22 protein-coding genes are annotated in these 22,566 nt (G+C 35.9%); 6 read left to right on the top strand and 16 right to left on the bottom strand.

Going from position 1 to position 22,566, the window contains the following annotated elements; genetic code table 11:
* From Q0R51_RS02685 to Q0R51_RS02700, 4 genes are all read right to left on the bottom strand, one after another.
* Complete coding sequence (locus Q0R51_RS02685) at window positions 1-444, bottom strand: ASCH domain-containing protein (RefSeq protein ID WP_294756497.1); 444 nt, start codon at window positions 442-444, stop codon at window positions 1-3.
* The gene (locus Q0R51_RS02690) at window positions 444-836 is read right to left on the bottom strand and encodes a cytidine deaminase (RefSeq protein ID WP_046325692.1); all 393 of its coding nucleotides are present in this window, start codon (window positions 834-836) and stop codon (window positions 444-446) included. Before Q0R51_RS02690 ends, Q0R51_RS02685 begins: the two co-directional genes overlap by 1 nt.
* Window positions 837-879: 43 nt before the next feature.
* Window positions 880-1,365 (bottom strand): GNAT family N-acetyltransferase, encoded by a 486-nt coding sequence (locus tag Q0R51_RS02695; protein ID WP_294756498.1) that lies wholly within the window; start codon window positions 1,363-1,365, stop codon window positions 880-882.
* A 144-nt stretch (window positions 1,366-1,509) separates the two neighbouring features.
* Window positions 1,510-2,397: an SDR family oxidoreductase gene (locus Q0R51_RS02700; protein WP_046325694.1), complete on the bottom strand. Its 888-nt coding sequence runs from the start codon at window positions 2,395-2,397 to the stop codon at window positions 1,510-1,512.
* A 160-nt stretch (window positions 2,398-2,557) separates the two neighbouring features.
* On the opposite strand from Q0R51_RS02700, the gene Q0R51_RS02705 reads away from it, so the two are divergent.
* Both Q0R51_RS02705 and Q0R51_RS02710 read left to right on the top strand, forming a co-directional pair.
* Window positions 2,558-2,923 (top strand): DUF805 domain-containing protein, encoded by a 366-nt coding sequence (locus Q0R51_RS02705; RefSeq protein ID WP_198202936.1) that lies wholly within the window; start codon window positions 2,558-2,560, stop codon window positions 2,921-2,923.
* Between the two features lie 368 nt (window positions 2,924-3,291).
* Window positions 3,292-3,849, top strand: coding sequence for a hypothetical protein (locus Q0R51_RS02710; protein ID WP_294756501.1), 558 nt, complete (start codon window positions 3,292-3,294; stop codon window positions 3,847-3,849).
* 159 nt (window positions 3,850-4,008) lie between these two features.
* Here the strand turns inward: Q0R51_RS02710 and Q0R51_RS02715 are convergent, their stop codons facing one another.
* From Q0R51_RS02715 to Q0R51_RS02735, 5 genes are all read right to left on the bottom strand, one after another.
* A complete protein-coding gene (locus Q0R51_RS02715) occupies window positions 4,009-4,200 on the bottom strand; it encodes an IS3 family transposase (protein ID WP_294756504.1) in 192 nt (63 codons plus the stop codon).
* A 273-nt stretch (window positions 4,201-4,473) separates the two neighbouring features.
* Window positions 4,474-5,640 (bottom strand): MalY/PatB family protein, encoded by a 1,167-nt coding sequence (locus Q0R51_RS02720; protein ID WP_294756505.1) that lies wholly within the window; start codon window positions 5,638-5,640, stop codon window positions 4,474-4,476.
* Window positions 5,641-5,645: 5 nt separating this feature from the next.
* Window positions 5,646-6,536 carry a DUF3737 family protein gene (locus tag Q0R51_RS02725; protein WP_294756506.1) on the bottom strand — a complete coding sequence of 297 codons (891 nt, stop codon included), beginning with the start codon at window positions 6,534-6,536 and terminating at the stop codon, window positions 5,646-5,648.
* Between the two features lie 434 nt (window positions 6,537-6,970).
* Window positions 6,971-8,086, bottom strand: coding sequence for a glycoside hydrolase family 172 protein (locus Q0R51_RS02730; RefSeq protein ID WP_294756507.1), 1,116 nt, complete (start codon window positions 8,084-8,086; stop codon window positions 6,971-6,973).
* Between the two features lies 1 nt (window position 8,087).
* On the bottom strand, window positions 8,088-9,434 hold the full coding sequence (locus Q0R51_RS02735; RefSeq protein ID WP_158593832.1) for a glycoside-pentoside-hexuronide (GPH):cation symporter: 1,347 nt from the start codon (window positions 9,432-9,434) through the stop codon (window positions 8,088-8,090).
* 160 nt (window positions 9,435-9,594) lie between these two features.
* Here Q0R51_RS02735 and Q0R51_RS02740 point away from each other — a divergent pair, with 160 nt between their 5' ends.
* The gene (locus tag Q0R51_RS02740) at window positions 9,595-10,608 is read left to right on the top strand and encodes a LacI family DNA-binding transcriptional regulator (protein ID WP_122026665.1); all 1,014 of its coding nucleotides are present in this window, start codon (window positions 9,595-9,597) and stop codon (window positions 10,606-10,608) included.
* A gap of 55 nt (window positions 10,609-10,663) precedes the next feature.
* Here Q0R51_RS02740 and Q0R51_RS02745 read toward each other — a convergent pair whose 3' ends face one another.
* Window positions 10,664-11,413, bottom strand: coding sequence for a sulfite exporter TauE/SafE family protein (locus Q0R51_RS02745; protein WP_294756509.1), 750 nt, complete (start codon window positions 11,411-11,413; stop codon window positions 10,664-10,666).
* Between the two features lie 99 nt (window positions 11,414-11,512).
* On the opposite strand from Q0R51_RS02745, the gene Q0R51_RS02750 reads away from it, so the two are divergent.
* Both Q0R51_RS02750 and Q0R51_RS02755 read left to right on the top strand, forming a co-directional pair.
* A complete protein-coding gene (locus Q0R51_RS02750; RefSeq protein ID WP_294756511.1) occupies window positions 11,513-12,070 on the top strand; it encodes a TetR/AcrR family transcriptional regulator in 558 nt (185 codons plus the stop codon).
* 65 nt (window positions 12,071-12,135) lie between these two features.
* Window positions 12,136-12,744 (top strand): hypothetical protein, encoded by a 609-nt coding sequence (locus Q0R51_RS02755; RefSeq protein WP_294756513.1) that lies wholly within the window; start codon window positions 12,136-12,138, stop codon window positions 12,742-12,744.
* A gap of 267 nt (window positions 12,745-13,011) precedes the next feature.
* Here Q0R51_RS02755 and Q0R51_RS02760 read toward each other — a convergent pair whose 3' ends face one another.
* From Q0R51_RS02760 to Q0R51_RS02780, 5 genes are all read right to left on the bottom strand, one after another.
* A complete protein-coding gene (locus tag Q0R51_RS02760; protein WP_294756515.1) occupies window positions 13,012-14,034 on the bottom strand; it encodes a branched-chain amino acid aminotransferase in 1,023 nt (340 codons plus the stop codon).
* A gap of 303 nt (window positions 14,035-14,337) precedes the next feature.
* Window positions 14,338-16,434 carry an ATP-dependent Clp protease ATP-binding subunit gene (locus tag Q0R51_RS02765; RefSeq protein ID WP_294756516.1) on the bottom strand — a complete coding sequence of 699 codons (2,097 nt, stop codon included), beginning with the start codon at window positions 16,432-16,434 and terminating at the stop codon, window positions 14,338-14,340.
* Between the two features lie 205 nt (window positions 16,435-16,639).
* Window positions 16,640-19,171, bottom strand: coding sequence for an ATP-binding cassette domain-containing protein (locus tag Q0R51_RS02770; RefSeq protein ID WP_294756518.1), 2,532 nt, complete (start codon window positions 19,169-19,171; stop codon window positions 16,640-16,642).
* A complete protein-coding gene (locus Q0R51_RS02775) occupies window positions 19,171-20,037 on the bottom strand; it encodes an alpha/beta hydrolase (protein WP_294756519.1) in 867 nt (288 codons plus the stop codon). Before Q0R51_RS02775 ends, Q0R51_RS02770 begins: the two co-directional genes overlap by 1 nt.
* Window positions 20,038-20,040: 3 nt before the next feature.
* On the bottom strand, window positions 20,041-21,336 hold the full coding sequence (locus tag Q0R51_RS02780; protein ID WP_294756520.1) for a PTS sugar transporter subunit IIC: 1,296 nt from the start codon (window positions 21,334-21,336) through the stop codon (window positions 20,041-20,043).
* A gap of 148 nt (window positions 21,337-21,484) precedes the next feature.
* Between Q0R51_RS02780 and Q0R51_RS02785 the strand changes: the two genes are divergently transcribed.
* Window positions 21,485-21,718, top strand: a complete 234-nt coding sequence (locus Q0R51_RS02785; RefSeq protein ID WP_294756521.1) for a hypothetical protein — start codon at window positions 21,485-21,487, stop codon at window positions 21,716-21,718.
* Window positions 21,719-21,779: 61 nt separating this feature from the next.
* Here Q0R51_RS02785 and Q0R51_RS02790 read toward each other — a convergent pair whose 3' ends face one another.
* Window positions 21,780-22,487 carry a DUF975 family protein gene (locus tag Q0R51_RS02790; RefSeq protein WP_046325716.1) on the bottom strand — a complete coding sequence of 236 codons (708 nt, stop codon included), beginning with the start codon at window positions 22,485-22,487 and terminating at the stop codon, window positions 21,780-21,782.
* Between the last annotated feature and the right edge of the window lie 79 nt (window positions 22,488-22,566).

The following is a 22,566-nucleotide window of genomic DNA, read 5'->3' on the forward strand; positions in this document are numbered from 1 at the left end:
TTAATCAATCTTTGCAAAAGTTTCACAAACCATTGGCGCTTGAGGATAAAATTTTTGCCCATTAGCTTTAAATTCTTCTTCAAAGAATTGATCATGAACTGTGCGCCAATATTGATAACTGCGATCTCCTTCTCCTTCATGATAAGCATGCTCTGCGGAAATTTGATTATACGGAATAATTTCTACAACTTTGTCTTGGACAACACAGACGGGTTTACCTTGACTATCGAGAATTATGTTCCAATCGCCAACTTTAGATATATCTTCATCACCTGGTACATATTCTGAAGTTGTGGCAGTTTTTATGCCTCTCTTAACTAACTCAGCCAATTCATCTGCATCTTTTTCACTATAACCAAAAGACCAAGCGTCAACTTTAGTGCCGGCAGGCAAATTATGCTTAAGGCAAAAATCCTGCCAAAATAGTTTTACTTCTTTGTCCATTATAGCCACCATTCTGGGGTTAATTCGCCCATTGTAGCGACTTTGTCCTTTTCATAATCCAGCATAATTTCAACTTGTTGATAATCTTTTTCCATTAATTGAACAATAAATTCGCGACAAGCACCACAAGGAGCACCATTTTTACCATCTGCCATTAATGCTAAAACTCTGCTAATTTTAGTTTCACCATCTGTAATCATGTTAAAAAGCGCACTGCGTTCCGCGCAGACACCTAACCCACAAGCTGTATCAACACAAACCCCAGTATAAATTTTTCCTGATTCAGCTAGAACAGCAGCAGCGACTCCACCAGCTTCCATATGAGGACCAATTGCATTGAACCCTTGCACTTTTTTCGCTGCGTCATACATTTTTTGCCATGTTTTATCCATATTTTCCCCTTCAATTTTTTATAAAATATCTATAAAGCTAAACTCAAATCTTCTTTGACATAATATTGAATTTATAGATGCCGCCATTTGAATGCACATTTTCTGTACCTGTTTGGACATAACCTGCCGTTTGATAGACTTTAATCGCACGCAAATTAAAGTCAGCAACGGATAAAACAATTACTTTATAGTCATAGTTATCTTTGACAAAATTTTCAATGACTGACATAAATTCGCTGCCCAAACCACGACCAGTTAGATTAGGAGCTAGTCCCAAGCCAACTTCAACTTGTTCTTTTTTCTTCTTATCTGGGTCAAGACAAAAGAAAGCGACTAAGTTGCCGTTTGTATCCAAAACCTGAAAGTAATTATTTTTACGTAACTGGGGAGAAATTATTTCATCATAATCTTCTTGATCATTTTTCATATCATAAAAAGCATATTGTCCGTCGTAATGCCACTCATCTGCAATAATCCTGGCATTTTTTTGCGACAGTAGTGCTATTTTTTGAAAAATACTTTTATTCATTTCTTCACCTCTATTCTTTGGATATTAAATACTAATTAATTATTTAATATACTGAAGCCCTATCCAAAAAGCAAATTTTGCATAAAAAATCCGCTTTTACTTACATGAAAGTAAAAACGGAAATTAAATTTTATTTATTATTCCTTAATTAATAGCTGGTCCACCTGTGGCACCATATACTTGGCCTGTCACATAACTTGCCAAGTTTGAAGCCAAGAAAATATAAACATGAGCTATTTCATCAGGTTGTCCTGCGCGTTTCAACAGTACTTGCTGACCAAATGTAGCAAGAGCATCGGTTGGCTGACCACCACAAACTTGCAGAGGTGTCCAAACAGGACCAGGTGCAACACTATTAACTCTAATTCCTTTAGGAGCAAGACTTTGAGCCAAATTAATAGAAAAGCTGACAATTGCTGCTTTGGTAGCTGCATAATCAAGCAATATTGGTGATGGACTGAAGCCTTCTAAAGAAGTCGAGGTCAGAATTACGCTGCCCGGCTTCATATGCGGTACTGCAGCCTTAGCCATCTCAAACATTGAAATGATATTAACTTCAAAAGTATCATGCACTTGATCCATCGACAAATTCTCTATGCCATCAACATTTTGTTGGATAGCTGCGTTCATTACCAATAATTCTAAACTGCCCAATTCTTTGACAGCTTTTTCAACAACTTTTGCTGCTTCGCCACGTTTACGGAAATCAGCTGGCAGCAAAACTGCTTTACGTCCAGCCTTTTTAATCAATTCAGCTGTGTCTTTAGCATCTGACTCTTCTTCTGGCAAATACTGAATGGCTACATCTGCTCCTTCTTTGGCAAAGCCAATCGCTACAGCGCGGCCAATACCGGAGTCACCACCTGTGACAAGGGCATTGCGACCCTTTAACAATCCATGTCCTTCATAGTCGGCCATGTCGCCAGCAGGCGCTGGATCCATTTTACTTTGCAGTCCAGGATATTCCTGTGATTGCTTAGGAAAATCATCATGATGATAACGCTTTAACGGATCTGATAAATTATTGTCCATTTGTACTTTCTCCCTTCAATAAATTCAAGTTCAAGATACCGCTTTTATAATAATAAAACAAAAATATTGCTTATTAATTCATATAAAGCCTTTATCTTTGCCCATTCTCTTGCAATGCACTATGATGAATTTATTAGGTAAAAGTAGGAGGAAATATTTAATGATTAAATCATATAAAAAGTTCTGGCAGAATATTTTAAATTTTTCCGGCACTGCTAATCGTTCAGAATATTGGTGGCCGGTGATTATAAATTGGATATTGGCTTTTGTTTTGATGAATTTGGTTGAGAGCCTATTAGGTCATTCAATTAATGATATTTATAATTGGGGCGATTGGAGCATCAAGACGAGCTCTCTCATCATATCCTTTGTTGTCTGGATTGCAATGTTATCTTTGCGCTTTCGCCGTTTACATGACAGTAATCATTCTGCTTGGTGGATTTTAATCATGATAGTGCCAATCATTGGCGACATTTGGTTCATCATTCTTATGTTATTACCATCCAAAGCAAATAATTACGATTAAAAAGTATTTCCGTTTCAATAAAAATTTAGCTTTATTTAAAGTAATATAAATCAGGTGCAATAATTTACCTTTAGTGTCATTATTGCGCTTTTTCTTTGCCAGCTAATATTTCTTCCGGCTATTTTTACGCTCATCCATGTTATGCTTTTTGGTAACTTCATTATAAAAAGTGAGTTTGCGGTCAATTACTTTTATTAATTTATCCAACATCATCATTTATGCAATAATTCTTTTAAATAATGAACCCTGTCTCAATCATCAAGTCACTCGTAATAATGTTTCACATGAAAAGAGTAATTTTTAATTTAAGCATATCAAGTTTGTATAATTTTAATCCTTGCTATAATTAGGAAAAGGAAGTATATTTTATGCATATTAAAAACAAGTTAGTAAAATGGCCAAAAATTATGTTGCCAACAAAAACGTCACAGAAATTATTTAGTCAATTCAATCAAAGAATTGCACAGATACCACAATTATGGGAAAGAATTAATTCAAATAATTATTCATGGAATTTATCTGGACTACAACAAATTCAAAATTTATTGCAGATTTGCGCTAAGCATAATAAACATATTGCAGAACAACTAAAACAATTATCCACAGAAGCAAATGAACAATTAGTCTCTGTCTTTAAAAACAGAACCTTTTTAAAAATTCTTGCTCAGAAAATGCAGCTATCACCACAAACAACAAAAAAGATTCAAACTTTATTAGATAAGTTCACAAGTAGTAATGGCAAAATTTCTCCAGGTAAACTTTTGATCATAGTTTTGTTTATTGCAATGGGTGCTCAGCTACCGCTAATTTTTGAAGACTCGGTTAATTTCAAAGGCATCATATTAGCAGTCTCAACTATTCTTGACTACATCACCACTGCCATTCAACTTGCTCAGCACTTTCAAAAAAATAAATCTAAAAATTAATTTTTTACAACTTAAAAACGGCAAATAAAACGGTTGTTTCAACAAACAATATATAAATAATCAATTAAATATTTGTATATTTAGCAAATTAATTATATAAATTAAGAGTCATAGTAAATTTGTGATGTGAACCCTAAAATTGGGACACTTTATTAATTACTAATTGAGGACTAACTTCTGATATTCAATTGGAGTTAGTCCTTTTAGTTTGATTTCTATTCTTTTCTGATTGTAATACTCAATGTAGTCTCTGATTGCATCTTCTAGTTCAGTGAAATTTTTAAACTGCTTCTCAAAGCCAAAAAACTTTTCTCGTTTGAATATTCCGAAGAAGCTTTCCACTAACATCATCAAGGGAATTGACCTTACGTGCTATTAACTGTGACTTAATGCAATGACATCAAAGCCGCTTACTTAAATTCTAATTTAATTAATATTGGTTTTGGCAACATTTCCCGGGAAATAACACTGACTCAAATATATAATCTGCCATATTTATTACCTTTTTGTTTTTGAGTTTCACATGAAACATTAATTTCGGTTTATAACACTAGTTAGCTTTTTTTATTACTTTCTAATCAAAAAACGACTATGCTAATTGCCATAGTCGTCCTTTTAACAAATTTAAGCAGAATATTCTGTCAGTCCTGTCTTTAACCTTTCTAAGCCATCTTTAACCATTGTTAACGGGCAAGCAAGGTTCATGCGTAAAAAGTTGTGACCGTTACCGCGATAAATACTCCCCGGTGATAAAACCAGACCTGTTTTCCTTTCTAAGTAATCTGCTAATTTTTGTGAATCTGTACTAATCCGTTCAACATCAAGCCAAATTAAATATGTTGCCTTGCCTGAGACCACTTTTATTTGGGGAAGATTATTGCTGATAAACTCTTGAGCATATCTAAAATTAACGTTTAGCTGCTTAATCAATGCTTGCAGCCAATCATGACCATGTTCATACGCAGCAATTGTTCCCGGAATGGCGAGCAAATTTGGTTCAGCCACCTCATCACTATTAAGACCGCGATTAACCATAGCACGCAAGTTATTATTCGGTACGATAGCAGTTGCTGCATGTAAAGCTGCAACGTTAAAGGTCTTACTTGGCGAAACCAAGGAAATGACGTTGTCACGTGCAGGACCATTTACTGAAAAGGCAGGAGTATAATCTGGCCCTTTGCGTATCAGATCACCATGAATTTCATCAGACAAAAGTACCACATGATGTTTAAAGCATAAATCAGCAATTTTTTGAACTTCTGCTTGAGTCCATACCTTTCCTACAGGATTATGCGGATTACAAAAAATCATTAGTGTCGTCAGAGGTAATGCTAATTTTTGTTCCAAGTCTTCCCAATTGATCTTATAATTTGAACCATCAAATTGCAGGTCATTACTTAAAACGTGTCGACCGTTATTTTCAATTGAATTATAAAAAACATTGTAAACTGGTGCTTGCACTAAAACATTGTCACCAATGTGAGAGATTCGCCGCACAACTGCAGAAATTGCTGGTACTACACCCGTAGTAAAAATTAGCCATTCCTGCTCTGGCCGATGACCGTGCTCTTTTTCATACCAATCTACTACAGCATTAAAATAATCATTTTCAGGCCACTCATAGCCAAAAACACCGAGACTAATTTTTTCTTTCATTGCAGCAATAATTTCCGGTGCAGTTTTAAAGTCCATGTCGGCAATTGACATTGGTAAGTCGCCCTTTTTAACATGCCACTTGACTGAGTCTGTCGTACTTCTATCCGGTGCATTAACAAAATCATATTTATTCATTATATTTAATCCCCTGGTTTCTGATTTTCATCTGAATGATCAATCTTCTCATCAATTTTAGCACAGATAATTTCCGTTTTAGCGGGATTAATTTTTTGTGGATCTAGAATCAATTTACCAATTGCAGGAGCAGCAATTCTACCGGAAATTGGATTCTTGACACTGTCAATCTTACTTGGAACCGTAGCGTCAATATCAGAAACATATTCAAAAGCTAAGTCCGTGTGAATTAAATTGGTATTTTTTAATTCCAAATGGTCAATGTAATTAAGTCCTTGATCACTTTCAATCTGACAATTAATGAACTTAATATTGTGGCCATTCCAGGCCAAATATTCACCATCTATTAGCGAATCATACACAGTAACATTTTCACAGTTCCAAAAGGCATCTTTAGAGACAAAAGTAGAATGATGTACTTCAACATTTTGGGCACCATCAAAAACATAGTTGCCAACCACACTGACGTGGTCAAGATAAATATTTTGACTATCTTTGCCAAAATAGTCACCGTTAATTTGACTATTGGTAATGCGAATGTCCTTACATGTCCACATTGTTTCTTCAGCATTCGCAAAATGAACATGGTCTAAATTTATTTTTTCTGCTCTTCTAAATAATTTGGGTGCCTGCAAAGCTGAATTTTTAATTGCAATATTTTTGGTATACCAAATACCGCTACGAGCCATAGTTTCAAAAACAGTATTAGTGACAGTGATGTCATTGTCATACCACAACGGATATTTCCACTTAAAAACAGAGTCTTTAATGCTAATTTTGCTGGCTTCCTTTAGTGGTGACTCACCCTCTCCAAAAGTGATTCCTTCCAGCTGTGCATCTTTTAGTCCAAAAAGAATTCTTTCACCTGCAAAAAAATGATTTTTGATAATGCTCATTCTGATCTCTTTTCTTTGATATAATTGGCGGGCTTTAATTTTTATTTAGATAACCAAATTGCCTTATTTTATTATCCACTGAAAAGTATTCAATATAAAATACCAATTAATTAGGTCCTGCTATTACAAAAAGTTATACTAAATTACTTTTCAATTATATAAATATTTTACCATTCTGCTAAAAGTTTAATGTATATTTTTAAAAAGCTGGAAAGGCTTTTTAAATAACTATTTTATTGTAGCTAAAGATAGACCATCTAACATGAAAATCATTAAATACAGTAAAATTGTGTACTTTTTATAAAACACGGCGTTCTCAAATAGATGCAGAGTACAATCAAGGAACCTGGAATTTTGACAGTTCTCTGCGCTCGAAAAAACGTGGTTCTGTTTTCGTAGCAGAATCACGTTTTTAATTTGTCATTTATAAATACCTAGCGCGGCACCCTTTCCGGTTGAGGAGCAATAGCTGGTAAATCACTTGCTTTTTCTGTTGAGTACCAATAGGCAACTGCAGCAACATCATCTGAACGCTCAAACAATTGAATATCATTATTGCCAATTTGCTGGACAGTTACTTTTAAATCGTGTTTAAACCGAATTGGGTCCAATAAGTGAAAGCGATATAACCCATGCATTGGCAAAGCATCATTGCCAAAGGCATGTAATGGCATTAACTCACCATTATTAAATTCATCCCGAGTATGATCGACCTTTGACATAAATGGATATCCCATAAAAGGTCTTTGAAAAGTTTGGGCGTAAGTCATACCGTTTTTGTCTTTTTGATGAAACGCCCACGCTCCACCAAAATAATCTTCAGTACCTGTAGAAGTAACTGTTGGGTAATTGGTATCGCCATCAATATAAAATTTGAATTCTCCTTCACCCCACCAATAACGTTGTAAGGCGCAGACTTCAAAATAGACTCCTACAAAATGTCCAGGACCTTTTATAGAAGGTAAAATTACAAAATCATTTTGTTTTTGAGTATATTCTTGTCTATTCCAAGCAGCGTGAAAGTATGCGGCATCTTCGGGCACATCTTTGATAACATAGTCAATACCATAAAAGAAACCGTCAATATCACCAGGATGTTCGTTTGTGATTGTGATTTTAGCGGATTTTCTAAAAGGCATTGGAAAGTAACTGTTAAAACCCCCTGTTGGATTAACAGTAATTAAAGCAGAATTAATATCACATCGTTCGCCAAAGCCATTACAGAAAAAATCGCCAATAGGAACTTCAACTGCAGGTTTGTCTGCTCCGTCCCAATACATTCTCAAAACTACATCCCGCAGTACAAAACTACCAGCTGGAGTTGCATCAGCAATTGTCATCCAAATATGCCTGATTTCTCCTGCAGAATGAATATCAGCTATGGTTACAGTTTTTCCTTGAGGTAATTTAATGGAACCATTGCCTTTGCGGCTGGGTCCCAAGTCACTGGCACTCATAGCGGCTTTACCCTTAGCGCCCGTTAAATTTTCAGGTGATATTGTCCGATTTTCTTCATTTAAGTTAATTCGAGTTAAATCAGAAATGTTCATTTTAATTCTCCTTATTAGTCATTTTTATTTGGTTATAAATTTTATCAAGATTATAAAAGTACATTACTACAATTGATAATACAATCATAGCTATCGGTAACAAAATAAAGTTAGCCTTAATAGCAAAGATTGCTTTACCAGATTGAACATGATGCGGCACATATTGGCCCCAACTTAGTAAAAAGCCGGTAACTGCTGAAGTAATAGCCATTGCCAACTTACCAATGAAGCCATTAATGGCTGAGATTAGGCCAGACAAATTGAGCCCAGATTGCCACCGACTATAATCAACTGGATCGGCTTGCATTGAAAAGTACATGTTTTGCCGAATGCCATGGCCAAATGCATATAAGATTGAGCCTAAATATATATAAAGCAAACCTTTGTGTCCCAGTAACATTATTATCAAACCTAATGCAGCTATACCACTTCCTAAAATAAAGACATTACGCTTAATTAAATGTTTAACTAAAAACGGTGTTATGATTGTTCCAATCATTGGGACAAAATTTATTAATCCTGCAACTATTGCAGCTTGCGCTGCACTGCCAACAACATAAGTAAAATAATAAACTAACGAACCCTGTACAAAGAAATTCGATGCCCACATAAATAGTGTACTAAAAGCAAAAACTAACCATGGCTTATTTTTAAACAATGCCTTGAAACTTTCACTTAGTTTAACAGAACTTTTAACGCTCTTAGGATCATCGATTTCGTGTAAGTTGTGAAAAGGTACATACAATATAAAAATTGCTACGACACAATATAGGCTCATTACTAAAACAAAACCTTTTTGTTGATTGCCACCACCGAAAAGCTTAACTAAGGGTAGCGTTGCAACGCTAACAAAAGTTGCACCTAAAAACGAAAAAACCATTCTGACCGTTGACATATTAGTTCTTTCAACTGGATCCTTAGTCAGATTAGGTAAGATTGACGATATTGGAATATTTACTAAGCCATAACAAATGGAAATGCCTAAGTATGTGACATAAGCGTAAATTAATTTGCCTGTCATCGATATATTTGGTACACAAAATAATAATATACCAAAAGCAGCTAACGGAAATGCGCCAAAAAAGATATAGGGTAAGCTTTTACCCCAACGTGAATGTGTTTTATCAATAATTACTCCAGTAAACATATCTGCAAAACTATCAAATATTCGAGTTACCATAATCATTGTTCCAATTGCTGCACTTGCAATGCCAGCTACATCGGTATAAAAAAACATCATATATAACGTCAATACGTTCCACACCAAGTTACAAGCAAAATCTGAAACACCATAACTTATCCGATTTTTCCATAAATGATATGTGTTTAATTTCTTTGTTTGCTTCACAATATTTTTCTCCCTCTCTTTTTCTGCAAACGTTATCAGTAAACGTTTACTTAAATAATAAAACTTATTTAAAGACTTTTCAAGAAAAATATAATCAAAAATAAGTAAACGTTATCTATGATGTATAATGTAAGTAGTAATTAAGAAAAGCGTGATCAGAATGTCTCAACAACCTAGTATCAAAGACGTAGCAGCTAAAGCACAAGTATCTATTGCCACTGTTTCCCGTGTTCTTAACCATAAGGGTGGTTTTTCAAAGATTACCTTTGATAAAGTTCACAAGGCAATGGCAGACTTAGGATATCAGCCGAACCGCCTAGCTCAAGCATTAAAATCTGACTCAATAAAAATGATTGCACTCAGTGTACCGTTTGTTTGGCATCCCTTTTATGCAGAGTTTGCTTATTATGTTGAAGCGGAATTACAAAATCGTGGATATGGTATGTTACTTTCAAATAACCAAAGCGATCCCGCGAGCGAAAAAAAGTTTTTACAAATGGCACAAGAAAACAAAGTTGATGGCATAATCGGCATTACTTATAACGATATTGATCCTTATCTATCCACCAACATTCCATTTATCAGTATTGACCGTTTCTTTGATACTTCTACGACTCCAACAGTAGCGACTATTACTTCCGATAATTATCATGGCGGTGAAATTGCTGCAAATGAATTAATCAGACGGGGTGCCAAAAAAATTGCTTTTGTTGGCACCTATGCTAACTATCCCAATGGATCCTTAAATCGTAAAAAAGGGTTTCTTAAAATAGCAAAAGAGCAAAATGTACCTTACCAGGTTTTTGAATGCAGTGAAACTGACCCTGAAGCACCTTTATTATTGGACAAAGTCATTAACCATCTTGATAACATCGATGGCATATTTACTGTTAATGATGAAACAGCTTATCAGTTACTTTTTAAACTCCAAAATTATTCGGTTAAAATTCCTGAAGAATTACAATTAATTGGGTATGATGGTTTTCAAATGATGCCAAGCATTGCACCCAGTCTTTCTTCAATAGTCCAACCTGTTAAAGAAATTGCACGATTAGCAGTCGATAACTTAATTAAATTAATTTTGCATAGCCGTGAAGTTGACAATATTGTTGTTCCCATAGCCTTTCGAGCTGCTCAAACAACTAAAAACATACAGCAAAATAAAATAATTTAAAAAGCACCAGTATTAGTTGAATACTAGTGCTTTTAAAAATTTTACGTAATAATAGCTAAAGCAATGACTTAGCCCCTAATAATATAAGCAAAATGCCAATTGTGGGTTTCATGTAACGAGTAATTTTAGTTTGGGCTAAAATCTGGGCCAGTCTGGGTGCAATTATTGCACCTAATATGGCACCAATCATCAAGGGCAAGCCAGCAGTCCAATCTACCCGGCCGTCTGCAATATGAAAGATTGCGCCCGTAATAGTCATAAAAACTAAAACGTAAGTTGAAGTTGCAGTAGCTTGAAAATCTTTTAATCCTAACAAAAATAAGCCACCGATAATAACAGCACCACCGCTCATACCGGCTACGCCAACCATTAAGCCACCCAAAATACCATAAATTCCAGCTTCCATTCTGGCAAACTGCGTTTTCTTAACTGTTTCTGCGGTTTGCGCTTTTTTCTTAAATAACATGTTAATGCCAAGCACTACTAAGACAATTCCTATTAGCCACTTATAAATTTTAGCGGGAATATATTTTGAGACCAGTGCCCCGATTATTACAGCTGGAATTGCCGTGAGTAACATTTGATTACCCACTCTAGTATTAATTTGTCTTTGGCGGTAATAACTAATTGCCCCGATTATTAATGAAGGTAAAGCAGTCACTAGTGAAGTTGAAGAAGCTGTTGCCGCATTTAAGCCAAACAAACCGGTCAAAATTGCCAGGTAGATGGCTGCGCCGCCGCCACCAAAAAGAATAACAAAGGTTCCTATTACTAACCCTATTAATCCTAATAAAAAAATTTTCATAATGCTTGACCTCTTAATTTTTACCATATCTTGTGTTATAGTTACAATATGTAATTATAATTTACAAGTTGTAAAAGTCAATCAAATAGGAAGTTTAGTATGTCACGTCAAATTTTATCTAAAGAATTAATTATAAAAACCAGTATTAAATTAATTGAAAACAAAAAAGGAAATAATTTTGCGACCATTGCCAGAGAACTTGGTACTCAATCACAGGCTTTATATAACTACTTTCCTAATCAGTTAGCGCTAAATTATGCTATAGTTGCACGGATAATTAGTTTAATGATTGATCAGCTGCGACGAAACTTATTTGGTAAAGCCGGCATGACAGCAATTATTGATTTTGCAATGGAGTTTCGCCAAATAGCTCTTAACCATTTTCATTTAACACAATTTGTTTTAAAAATGCCGCGGACTAATATGTATCCTGAAACTACTGCAGCTTTTAATGATCTAAAATCTATTTTTAATCAAATGATAGCAACAAAGTTCACTGACCCTAAAAAGCAACTATTAGCAAGCAGATGTATCAGGGATTTGGCAATAGGAGATATTGTCAATGTCGGAACAGGTTGGTTTGCGGATAAATCGTTACCAGCCGATAAAAGTTTTCGCAAATTGCTGAAACAAAGTCTTTGCGTTATTGCAAATTAAATTATATATATTATCTTTATTTTAGATATTTGTTCAATAATAGTTTTTAATACTGGGAGGAAAAATTGAATTTTAATCATAGCGAGTTTATCAATGTTAATACGCAAGCTAATACAGTTGACCTAAAGGAAGAGCCCATTCTTCGTGTGATAAAAGCTAAAAAACTCGCAAAGCCTGATGAAAATACATTTACTAAATTAGCTAATTGTAATTTTCATAATGGTATCATAGAGGTGCAAGTTTTAAGTCGACTATTGCCTGATGCTCCAGACTATGCACGTGGCTTTATTGGAATTGCTTTTCGAATTAATGAAGATAATTCGGCTTTTGAATCTTTCTATATCAGACCCACAAATGGTCATACAAAAGATCCAATAAGAAGGCGCCATGCTGTTCAATACTTTTCGTATCCACATTATACTTTTAAATACTTTCGCGATAATAAGATTACTAAATATGAAAATTCAGCAGATATCGGGCTCAATCAATGGATCACTATCAAAGCAGAAATAAAAGATGAAACTGGAAAGTTTTACTTAAATAACAACAGCAACCCTATTTTAAAGGTCTCAAGCCTTAAACATGGTTCAAAAGCCCAAGGTAGTGTCGGCCTTTTTGTTGATATTGGTACCGAAGGCTTCTTTAAGAATCTAAAAATTATTTCGACAGATTAAAAGATCCTGGTGAATAACAAAGTCTAAATTGGATACTAAAGCAGTCTGACCTGTGGTATAAGTTTGATACATGACGATTGGTCTCTGACCTATTTGAGTTTGGTAAATAAATAATATCAATACCGAGCAGAATGTATATGAAAAAAGCACTGAGTCGTAAAATGATATGACCCCCAAATTTAGGAGTCATATCAAAACTCAATGCTTTTTTGTTGGTTTGGGAAGAGATAATTTTTTCCCAGACTCTTATGTTCCCGATATTTAAACTTATTCTACTGTTTGGACCCAGCCCTCTGGGCCCTTTTTATTACCGTACTGAATATCAACTAATTCATTATAAAGCTTAGTCGTTACCGGGCCAGTTTCCGTTTCACTGTAGATAACGTGCTTTTCACCCTTGTATGTAATTGAACCTACGGGGGAAATTACAGCAGCTGTACCCATCGCACCAGCTTCTTTCATGTTGAACGCTTCTTCCAAAGTGATTTGACGTTCAACTGGGTTTAGGCCTTGCCACTTAGCGACTTCTAAAAGTGAGCGCTTAGTAATAGAAACCAAAATCGATTGTGATTTTGGTGTGACAAATTGACCTTCTTGGGTAATGCCGTAGAAGTTAGCACCACCAAATTCATCAATATATTTATGTTCGCGTGGATCCAAGTAAAGACAATCGGCAAAGCCGTTCTTGTGTGCTTCAACGGACGGAAGCAAGCTGCTGGCATAGTTGCCTGATGTCTTTGCTTGACCAGTACCAGCATATGCGGCACGGTCGTATTCACTAACAATGTAATCTGCAGGGTTCAATCCTTTAATATATGCACCAACTGGAACCGCAAAAATGCGGAAAGTATATTCGCTGGCTGCTTCGACGCCTAAAACTTTAGTTGTTCCCACCATAAGTGGCCGTAAATACAGGGTCGCACCACTGTCGTACGGTGGTACAAACTCTTCGTTAGCTTTAACAACTTGTTTTACTGCATCAACAAACCTATCTTCAGGAAAAGGCGGCATGGCTAACCGCTTTGCTGAAAGGGTAAAGCGGTGTGCATTTTGATCAGGTCTAAACAGGTTGATTTTACCGTCTTTTCTACGATAGGCCTTTAAGCCCTCAAAAATTTCCTGACCATAGTGCAGGACTTCTGCACCTTCAGAAAATGTCATGGTTGAATCTTCAGTCAGTTTCCCTTCCTGCCATTCACCATCTTTATATTTTGCCTCATAGCGATAAGGCAGATCTCGATACTTAAATCCCAGATTTTTCCAATCTAGGTCTTCTACTCGTTGTTTCATTTGAACTGTCCCCTATAAAAAACTACATAAGCTAAAAATTTCTCTTTAGCTTTTAATATTAATTTAATTGTTAACTAATTTAAACTAATTTCTTTTTATTGTCAATAGTTAAACTGCTCTATTCCCCAATAAAATAATTTGAACTTCTAATAATAAAACAAAAGCAAAATTTTGTATGTGCATCTAGTTTCACGTGAAACGAATATATTTAAAAAAAGAGCCATCCCTTTGTGATATGACTCCCCAATTTATCTTAATTTCAGGGTTTACATCACTTTCATAGGATGACTCTCATTTTTAAAATTAGTCTTGCTTTGCACTATCTTTAGTTTCAGTATCAGTTTTTGCCGAAATGTCCAAAATTGCGGCATCATTTAGGTAAACATGTTTATCATCTGCTGTAAACTTAACTGTCTTAGTGTCAGGCTTTTTCATTAATAACTTGGCAATTGGCGTTTCCAAATCTTGCTCAACGACTCTACGCAAAGGTCTTGCACCAAATTTCTTATCATAGCCCTTGTCTGCTAAGTAGGCTTTAACTTCATCAGAGACTTCAGCCTTGACACCTTTTTTAGCCAAAACATGTGCCATTTTATTCAAGTAGATATCAATAATCTTATTCATATCATCTTTGGTCAATGAATTAAACGGAACAACAGCATCAAGTCTATTCAAAAATTCTGGTCTGAAGTAGGCCTCAAGAGCTTTAATCAGCTTATCATGATCAACTTTGCCGTCTTTTAACAATTGGTCAGAGTAGCCTGCATTAGAAGTCATGATTAAAATTGTGTCCTTAAAGGAAACTGTTCTGCCCTGAGCATCAGTTAAGCGCCCATCGTCCATGATCTGAAGCAAGGCATTGAATACTTGTGGATTAGCTTTTTCAATTTCATCAAACAAAATCAAACTGTATGGTTGATGACGAACTTTTTCAGTTAATTGGCCGCCTTCACCATAACCAACATAGCCCGGTGCCGAACCGATCAATTTATTAACTGCCATCTGATCTTGATATTCAGACATATCCAGTCTAATAAGATGATTTTCACCACCAAATAGCTGAATAGCTAATTGTTTAGCTAATTCCGTCTTACCTACACCAGTAGGTCCAGTTAGCAAGAACGTACCAGTGGGACGATCATTGTCTTTGAAAACTTGTTTACGGGCAATCGCATCTGTAATGACGTCAACAGCATTATCCTGATCAATAACTACTTTCTTTAATTTCTCAGCCAAGTCAAGGTTCTTTTGTCCTGCACTTGCATGTAATTCACTCATTGGAATCTTAGTCTTAGCTTCGATTAAAGCGTAGATATCTTCATCAGTAACATGTGGAGTGGCAGCGTCATCCACGTGATTAGCCTTATCACGCAAGTCTTCGACTTGTTTTTTCAACTCGTTTGCTCTACTATAATCTTCTTTTTTGACAGCTGCTTCTTTCTCACTTTCAAGCTTTTTAATCCGTTTCTTTAAAGTTGCTTCATCGCTGGGAATTGTATCAAGACCCTTTTTAGCACCTGCCTCATCCATTAAGTCAATGGCCTTGTCAGGTAAATAACGTCCCTGAATATAACGTTGTGACAATTCAACTGCGAGTTTCAAAGCACTGTCATTATATTTTACGTGATGGAAAGACTCATATTTATCCTTTAATCCTTCCAAGATTTTAACGGTAACGTCTGCTGATGGTTCCGGAACTTGTACTGGTTGGAACCGACGTGCGAGTGCCGCATCATTTTCAATTCTGCGATACTCACTTGTAGTCGTTGCACCAATTAAGTTTAAATCACCACTAGCTAAAGCTGGTTTCAAAATATTAGCGGCATCACCGTTATTATTCTCAGAATCAGTAGAACCGGCTCCAACTATATTATGCAATTCATCAATGAACAAGATAATATTCGGATTCTTTTTTGCTTCGTCAATCACTTTCTTAAGGCGCTCTTCAAAACTGCCACGCAAGCTTGATCCGGCAACCATATCATTAATATTAATTGCGATAATATGCTTGTCCTTCATTTTATCAGGAACATCACCTGCAGCAATCTTTTGTGCCAAGCCTTCTACAATAGCTGTTTTACCAACCCCGGCAGGTCCAATTAACACAGGATTATTCTTCTTGCGCCGACTTAAAATTTCAATTACTTCTTGAATTTGTTCGTCACGCCCAATTACAGGATCGTACTTATTCTTCTTAGCTTGTTCAACCAGATCAACACCAATTGGCTTTTGACCTTGTTTTTGGCTCACTTGTCCACCTTGATTCAAATCTTGTGGAGAAATATTCATACTACTGGAGTAGTGAATAGGAATAGCACCATCGTTGTCGTTAGTATTGTTAAAGAATGAATTGTTTAGTTCGTTAAATAAATCGTCAAAATCGTTATCAAAATATGCCATATGCAAACACCCCTTTGATAGGTTATAAATTTGTAATTAGCACTCGTTTGGTTCGACTGCTAATTACTTACATATAATATTATAGCAGGTTATCCACAGAAGGCAAAAATTATGATTGCTTTTTCCACAGTTTTACCGTTTTTTCCACAAAAGAAAAAAGCATTGCTATAAAAGCACTAATGCTTCTCTTTAAGACTTTTCACTGCTATTTTTGATACAATTTAAATTGTTTTCGCAAATATTTACCAGTTAAACTATTAGATTTTTGCGAAATATCCACAGGAGTGCCATTTGCAATAATTTTCCCGCCTTGCAGCCCACCTTTTAGTCCCATATCAATCATATAATCACTGTTTGCCATAATATCCAAATCGTGTGTGATTGTAATAATAGTTCCTTTTTGTTCAAGTAATCTTTGAAAAACATGCAAAAGGGTTCTGACATCTTGCGGATGTAGGCCAACGGTCGGTTCATCAAAAACAAATAGTGTCCCATTTTGTCTTTGATGGATATGACTGGTTAGTTTCAAGCGTTGTGCTTCTCCTCCCGACAAAGCTGGGGTAGATTCTCCCAAGTGCAAATATCCTAGACCCATATCATGTAAAGTTGTGATTGTTTTATTGATTTTTGGTTCGTTTTTAAAAAGTTTTTTGTCCAGAGCATCATCAACGGAATAATCCAAGACATCCGCAATACTTAAGTTATGCCATTTTACTTGTAAAACTTCTTGGTTAAAACGGTGACCGCCACATACAGAACATGTTTCAACCATGTCCGGTAGATATTGGATGTCAAGTGAAATTACACCGGTTCCGTTACATGCCGGACAGGCACCCTCTTTGTTATTGTAAGAAAAATGTGACGCATGGTATTTTAACTTTTTTGCTAGTGGCTGTTTAGCAAAGAGTTTACGCAAATTATCCATGATATCAGTATAAGTTGCAACAGTTGACCGTTGATTTTTACCAACAGGTGTAGAGTCAACACTAATTACATTTTTAATAGCATCATTCTTTAAATTTTTTACCCAATCAGGACCATTCTTAAGATTTTTTTGTGCTTTAAGTGCAGGAATGAGGGAATCGAGAATTAAGGTAGTCTTACCAGCGCCAGAAAAGCCGGTAACGGAAGTTAAGCGATTGAGCGGAATTTGAGCATGAATATTCTTTAAGTTAAAACGTTCAGTAACATCGAACTCAACTTTACCGTGTTTAAAAATTTGGTCAGTTTTTGCCGTGTGACGAACTAGGAGTGGTGCCTTACCAGTTAAGTAAGGACCAATCAAAGACTGCTCACTTTGCTCGATCTCACTAGGTATTCCCTGGGAAATAATCTCGCCACCCCGGCTGCCTGACCCTGGACCAATTTCAATCACCCAATCGGCTGCCTTAATGATTGCAGTTTCATGATCAACTACAACTAAAGAGTTTCCTTGATTAACCAGTTCATGAAATATATCAATCAGTCCAGCCACATTATCAGGGTGTAAACCCACCGATGGTTCATCTAAGACGTAAAGCACACCGGTAGTTTCCGTACGCAAAGTTCTACCAAGCTGAATTCGTTGCAATTCCCCAGTAGACAGACTGGCAGCCTGTCTATCTAAGCTCAGATAGTCTAGGCCTAATTTTAGCAGGGGCTTGACTTGATGCATCAATTCACCGGTTAAATTTTCTGCCAATTCTTGCATATCTTGTGGCAGGGAAGCTAAAATCTCACCCATATAATGGTTCAGTTCACCTAAAGTTAGCTGTTCAGCTGCAACAATATTTTTTCCAGCAACTAACTGCTGCCAGCGACTGGGATCAATGCGATAGCCTTGGCAGCGGGGACAGGTACTGAACTTATAAAAGGAGTTAATTCTTTGCAATCCACGTTCGGATTTTGTGGTTTTGCGTGAATTAGCTACGGCATTATAAGCATTTTCATATAACGCGTCTAGATGATATACGCGTCCAGTAGAAGTTGGCAAATCAATCGGAACTTTACGCTCTTTTCCATGAAGTACAATTTCTTTTTCCTTAGCATTCAGCTCTTTATATGGAATATCGGTCCGTACCCCCAGTTCTCGGGCAATACGCCACATCCAATTTCGTCCGGGAATTTGCCAAGTTGCCACTGCTCCCTTTTCAAGAGATAAATTCTCATCTGCAATGATTTTACTATCATCAATTTCTTCAACTGTTCCCAATCCCTGACATTTTTGACACGCACCATCAGAATTAAACGCAAAATCTTCTGCACTAAAAGCATAAAATTGTCTCCCACATGTAGGACAAGTTAATCGTCCCATAGCTGCCCCCGTTAGATCCATGGCTTCAGCTATTTTAATCGTTGCTGGTACTCGGTGACCGTTGGGGCATACAGGTGAACCTAAACGGGAAAAAATCAACCGTAAGATGTTAAAAACTTCTGTAACTGTACCTACCGTGGAACGGACTCCAGGCACAGCAGGCCTTTGCCTTAGAGCTAAAGCTGAAGGAATATGTTTTACTTCGTCAACCTGTGCACGACCAACTTGACTAATACGTCTTCTGGTATAAGCTGCCAAGGAATCAAGATAGCGTCTTGCGCCCTCTGAGTACAAGATTCCCATCGCTAAGCTTGATTTGCCAGATCCGCTTAACCCCGATATCGCTACAAATTTATGCAGGGGAATATCAACGTTGATGTTTTTTAAGTTATTAACTTTACCACCAATTACTTCAATTTTGGTCGGCTGTTTTTGATATTTCATTAATGATTGCCCTTTCTTTTAGCCGGTTTTAATGGCTTTTCTGGCTTCTTTAATAAGTACTGTCTTATGGCCTGAATTACTTGTTTGTTTTGCGGCAAATCAGAGTGATCTGCCTTTTCACCTGTAACTGTTATTGCAGTATAGTTTTTTACTTGATTTTGAAAAATAAATTTACCTGCAGCTACACTTGATTCAGGTACGATGCCATCAGATTCGTAATTTTTGCCGCCAGAAAGAGAATAAACTTTTAGATTGGTTGGCAGTGCTGAACGCTTTTTAATAAAATTAGCCAGCATTTGCGTTCTATTATTAATATTATTTTCAGTAAAATTATATGGCGTACCTAAAGTCATTAATTTCTTGATTTTGATATCATTTGAATACTCAGAATAATAGTGCTCCAGCCAGTAAGTCCAAATCAAACCGCCGTTAGAATGACCAAATGCCTTAAAATTATTGAACTTATAATTTTGGATTAACGACTCAAATGCAACATTTAGCCACTTAGCTTGTTTTTTAATATTGGAATAGCCGTCTTTATTGTTATCAAAACCAATAATAATAAAGGGCTCCAAGTCATTTTTACCTATAGAGCCAGTGTAAGTCAATTTTGCTTCACGTGAAACTCTAATTTTTATTACACTATGTCTGTTAAGTGTCGTTTTATTAAGTTCATCAATTAACTGGTTAAAGCGCTCGGTGGTAGCACTTGAACCCGGAACCATAATTACAGGTGAAAGAAGCGATTTACTAAGTTCTGCTCGTGATTTATTATCTTTTTTCATCCAAAAGAAGCTGGGAACAGCAAGCATAATTAAAATAATAATAATCAGGAGCAACCATTTATAGTTAGGATTTTTATGCATCTGCTATTTCATCTCCTGATTTTTAATTCTTAATTCTATCTTTTCATTAATCTTAATTACAGGTAGCAATAAAAAGATATCTAATAAAAACAACAATAATGTAAAAATTAGTGTTGCCCAATTGCCGTTAGTGCCAAAAAAGGAAACCAATAGTCCCGGAGTCCCTTTTAAATTCTGGTAAACGCAAACTGGAATAATATGTAAACTAATAGCTGCTACAGCTATTGTCATATTAATCAGAGGAATTAAAATGCTCGGTAAGATAAAAACAGGATTTAACATTAAAGGTAAGCCAACTGTAAATCCCAGTCTTGAACCAAAAGCAGCAGGCAACAAGTTAATTTTAGCATTTATTTCGTTTTCCCTGTTATCTCTTCTGCTAAGCAGTAACACAATAACAGCCAAAGCAACGCTGGCACCGCCCATTATGCCATAACTGTTAATAAGTGAGCTGCCCAGATATTTATATGGCACATTCCAAGAATTACCGTGTTTTAATGTATATGTTAAATTTTCTGCAGTAAAGGCGCTATTTACTATTCCCGCTAAGGAGCGCAACGGATAACCAATTCCAAGCCAATCCAAAAAAGTAATTACGGCTGTCAATAACAGCACTTCGCCAAAATTATTAGTAGTCTGAACCCTGCTAACAATTTCAGTAAAACTGGCGGAATTAAGTAATTTAAGCTGTAGTTCATAAATTAAAATACCTAAAAAAACACCCAATAATAATGAAACAGCGCTTGGTAAAACGGCATCCCCTGCTCTTTTTTGAATTACTTTTGTGCCCTCATATTCAACGTAAGAAAAGTCCTTCCCTAATAAATGAAATATTTGGCCCACACAGTATCCTACAATTAAGGCAATAAAAACTGCATTAATTTGTAATAAACTGGCGGTAAAAGGCATACGAGCATTGCGTCCACTACTGGAAGCATATGAGCAGAAAAGCATTATCAAAACTGCTGTTAGACCTGCCATAGTTGAATCTTTGTGGTAAAGGCGTGCGGTGTAACGAGCCATAAAATAACTGGCATAAACGCCAAAAACCCCAAAAGTAATTTCTACCATTCCCCGGCATACAAAAGAACCACCATACCAAATGTGATCTGATAAAACTTTATCCAAATTGAAAATATTATAGATTAACCCGTTAGGTGTAAAGATCAAATCACCTAAAAGCTTAAAATAGGAGCCAACTACAGCAATTGGCATTAGCATCGCCATAGTCCGTCTTGTGGCTCGGAAAAAAGAAAATTCCTGCAGGCGAGCTATAAAATTGATAGTGCATTCTGTCATTATTTCAAACCTGATTTTTAATTATTATATTTAAAAGAAAATAATACTCTATTTTTTTAATGCAAGCCATTTTTGTTACCCATTATCTTTTTTATTATTAGTTGTGAATAAAATGGTATAATGAAATTGTATTTTAAGAGGCGAGAACATGAGCAGAAAGAAAATCGAATTAACTGATAAAGTGGCAAAACTGACTGATAAATACTTAGAAACCAATGATACAGATTTTAATGCCCTAATTAATAAGGCATTAAAACTATACCTATTAGATCATTTAAGTTCCAGCCAAATCAAAGATGCGCTTAAAAAAACCGAGGATTTTACTTCTGAATATGCGGGAAAATGGTTTCAGGAAAGTATTGAGGATTTAAATAAATACTAAACTTTCTTAAAACAAAAAGAGCAAGACAGTTATTGTCCTGCTCTTTTTGTTTGTTACCAATTTACTTTTTTAAATACCGCTCTCCGGCCAATTGCCGATAAAAATTAGCTTTGGTTGTGCGTTCATAAGGAATCAGCCAAATAAACCCAATACCTAAAGTAATAATACACAATAGGTACCAGCCAATAAAGCTTAAATCAAGCACGAACAATTCCCACTTATGACCAGCCATTAACTGGCGACTTGCAGTAATTGCTGTTGTGGCATGCACCTCTTGTCCACTTTCCACTAAATCATTAACAATATATGGTGTCATAGCATAAGAATAGGATTTGATTATCCCGGGAATGAATAATAATAAAGTCCATAAAAATTGAAAAATATAGCTAAAAAGAAAGTTCAAAAATTCCGGAATAAAGCGACCATCGGTAAAAACAGAAAAAATTCCCTTAAAAAAGCTTAACCTTTCTCCGCGAGCAAAATGTAAAAATGTTATCACCATGCTCAACATGAAAAAGCTGCCAATAAAAGTTAAACCTGTATCAGGTCCTATTTGTCCTGCCCAAAACGCTGGCTTAAACAGTGAATCAATTGAGCCGGTTCCCATAACATCATTTACATTATTCGCAGTCTTAAGTGAACCACTTACTGCTGGTCTAGCAAAAAAGAAGCCGACAAATAGCGTCATTACAATACCAATACTAACTGCCCAGCCCCAGTTATGACGAAGCCGATTTCTAGCTTCTAGTTTCAGTTCTGCCCTGTTCATAACTTATCTCCTTATCTAGTATATACTAATTACATTTTACTCTCGTATAATGGTACATCGCAAAGAAAACACAAAAAAG

It is taken from the genome of uncultured Lactobacillus sp. (assembly GCF_946477725.1).
Classification (GTDB): domain Bacteria; phylum Bacillota; class Bacilli; order Lactobacillales; family Lactobacillaceae; genus Lactobacillus.

Bases quoted from the DNA above. Each gene is read 5' to 3' on its own strand.
- Q0R51_RS02685 (WP_294756497.1), bottom strand. From the start codon at position 444: ATGGACAAAGAAGTAAAACTATTTTGGCAGGATTTTTGCCTTAAGCAT.
- Q0R51_RS02690 (WP_046325692.1), bottom strand. From the start codon at position 836: ATGGATAAAACATGGCAAAAAATGTATGACGCAGCGAAAAAAGTGCAA.
- Q0R51_RS02695 (WP_294756498.1), bottom strand. From the start codon at position 1,365: ATGAATAAAAGTATTTTTCAAAAAATAGCACTACTGTCGCAAAAAAAT.
- Q0R51_RS02700 (WP_046325694.1), bottom strand. From the start codon at position 2,397: ATGGACAATAATTTATCAGATCCGTTAAAGCGTTATCATCATGATGAT.
- Q0R51_RS02705 (WP_198202936.1), top strand. From the start codon at position 2,558: ATGATTAAATCATATAAAAAGTTCTGGCAGAATATTTTAAATTTTTCC.
- Q0R51_RS02710 (WP_294756501.1), top strand. From the start codon at position 3,292: ATGCATATTAAAAACAAGTTAGTAAAATGGCCAAAAATTATGTTGCCA.
- Q0R51_RS02715 (WP_294756504.1), bottom strand. From the start codon at position 4,200: ATGATGTTAGTGGAAAGCTTCTTCGGAATATTCAAACGAGAAAAGTTT.
- Q0R51_RS02720 (WP_294756505.1), bottom strand. From the start codon at position 5,640: ATGAATAAATATGATTTTGTTAATGCACCGGATAGAAGTACGACAGAC.
- Q0R51_RS02725 (WP_294756506.1), bottom strand. From the start codon at position 6,536: ATGAGCATTATCAAAAATCATTTTTTTGCAGGTGAAAGAATTCTTTTT.
- Q0R51_RS02730 (WP_294756507.1), bottom strand. From the start codon at position 8,086: ATGAACATTTCTGATTTAACTCGAATTAACTTAAATGAAGAAAATCGG.
- Q0R51_RS02740 (WP_122026665.1), top strand. From the start codon at position 9,595: ATGTCTCAACAACCTAGTATCAAAGACGTAGCAGCTAAAGCACAAGTA.
- Q0R51_RS02745 (WP_294756509.1), bottom strand. From the start codon at position 11,413: ATGAAAATTTTTTTATTAGGATTAATAGGGTTAGTAATAGGAACCTTT.
- Q0R51_RS02750 (WP_294756511.1), top strand. From the start codon at position 11,513: ATGTCACGTCAAATTTTATCTAAAGAATTAATTATAAAAACCAGTATT.
- Q0R51_RS02760 (WP_294756515.1), bottom strand. From the start codon at position 14,034: ATGAAACAACGAGTAGAAGACCTAGATTGGAAAAATCTGGGATTTAAG.
- Q0R51_RS02765 (WP_294756516.1), bottom strand. From the start codon at position 16,434: ATGGCATATTTTGATAACGATTTTGACGATTTATTTAACGAACTAAAC.
- Q0R51_RS02770 (WP_294756518.1), bottom strand. From the start codon at position 19,171: ATGAAATATCAAAAACAGCCGACCAAAATTGAAGTAATTGGTGGTAAA.
- Q0R51_RS02775 (WP_294756519.1), bottom strand. From the start codon at position 20,037: ATGCATAAAAATCCTAACTATAAATGGTTGCTCCTGATTATTATTATT.
- Q0R51_RS02780 (WP_294756520.1), bottom strand. From the start codon at position 21,336: ATGACAGAATGCACTATCAATTTTATAGCTCGCCTGCAGGAATTTTCT.
- Q0R51_RS02785 (WP_294756521.1), top strand. From the start codon at position 21,485: ATGAGCAGAAAGAAAATCGAATTAACTGATAAAGTGGCAAAACTGACT.
- Q0R51_RS02790 (WP_046325716.1), bottom strand. From the start codon at position 22,487: ATGAACAGGGCAGAACTGAAACTAGAAGCTAGAAATCGGCTTCGTCAT.